Annotated in this window: 1 protein-coding gene; it reads right to left on the reverse strand. The window is 35.0% G+C overall.

Annotation, left to right across the window (positions count from 1 at the left end):
- Positions 1-91: 91 nt before the first annotated feature.
- A complete protein-coding gene (locus tag ACWDZ6_RS33380) occupies positions 92-982 on the reverse strand; it encodes an IS982-like element ISLll1 family transposase (protein ID WP_043736692.1) in 891 nt (296 codons plus the stop codon).
- Positions 983-1,523 lie beyond the last annotated feature (541 nt).

Here is a 1,523-nt window from a genome sequence, read left to right on the forward strand (position 1 = left end):
CTTAATATCGCCACAACAAAATATAAATAATTACTATATTTAAAAAATTTTTTCATTGAAATATCCTCCATATACCCGAATTGCTAGTTGATTATTTAGCCATGACTTGATACCCGATAGAATATCTTAAAGTCTCTGGTTCCAGTGATTTAGCTGATTTTAACAGTAAAGAATACGCTAAAAGTATCATCTCTAATTTCAATTGAAAACCTTGAGGCGAACGACTTTTACAACGCTCAGCTCCTAGATTTGTCAAAAAAGAGAAAACTCGCTCAATCACTTTTCTACGTTTTGAAAAATTAGGGAAAAGGATTTTCTTTTGCTTCATGTTCTTCCTGACAGGTGTAATTAGATCAATTCCTTTTAATTCCAGCCTATCATGCAGTGACTGACCTAAATATCCCATATCTCCAAGGACTGTTGGTGTCCCAAATTGACTCAACACTTCCTCGGTCATTGAACTATCAGCCATTGAAGCAGGAGTAATTGTGTAGTCTATGACATAGCCTGATTCACTGACTAAAGCATGACATTTACATCCATAGAAGTACTGTCCCTTTGTAGCATTGTAGCCAACATTGGCATAATCTCCAAGAACTTTGCTTCTGAAATTACGAATAGGCTGACACAAAGGAATGGGGAAGCTGTCAATAATGGATACACTCATTCCTTCAACCTCTTTAAAGACGAGTGCTTGGCGAATGACTTGGATACTCGGTAAGAGGGCATTACAACGGCGGACAAAGCGAGAATATTCTAGGAAATTAGGAAATAAACTTTGAGCCAATTGGTGCTTAGCTTTAAGCGTTTCACTAAAATGCAGTACGCCCCATAGGTAACAAGCGATAACTAAGCAATCTGATGTTGCGAGATGGACGTTCTTTCGGTTTTGAACCTCAAGGGGAACACTCGTTTGATAAAGCGTCTCAATGGTTGTCAGTAAATAAACAAAAACTTTTGGAAGTGTGCTATTATAAGTCATATAAGTCGTGAGCTTTCTAATGCTTAGTGCTTTAAGATTAGGATAGCACGACTTATTTATTTTCCAATGAAATTAACTAGCAATTCGGGTTAATTACGGATTTTTTATATCTTCAATGGGTTCATTAATCACTGAATTTGATTATCTTGTTTTAATGAATGTGAAGTCATTCGGTTAAGGGGAGTCTTTGATTTGTCTAGTTAGCTATCTGGACAGATGTTAAGTGTTAATTATAGTGAAGGCAGATGAAAACTTATTAAAAGTTATTCTGCTTGATTAAGAATGGTAAGATTTCACCATCTAGATACTTTTATTAGAACTTAGGTGGACAGGAGGACCCAATTTTTAATCCTTCCTGTTATATAGTTTTTGTTTAATATTTTTCGGGAGGATTATCAATGCAAATCGCAAAAAATTATCTTTATAATGTAATATATCAGGTCTTTATAATGATTGTGCCATTACTTACCATTCCTTATTTGTCAAGAATTTTGGGCCCTTCAGGTATTGGAATTAACTCATATACCAATTCTATTGTTCA

The sequence above is a fragment of the Streptomyces sp. NPDC002926 genome (genome assembly GCF_053591755.1).

What these genes read in the sequence shown, in the direction of transcription:
- ACWDZ6_RS33380 (WP_043736692.1), bottom strand. Translation starts at nt 982, where the DNA reads ATGACTTATAATAGCACACTTCCAAAAGTTTTTGTTTATTTACTGACA.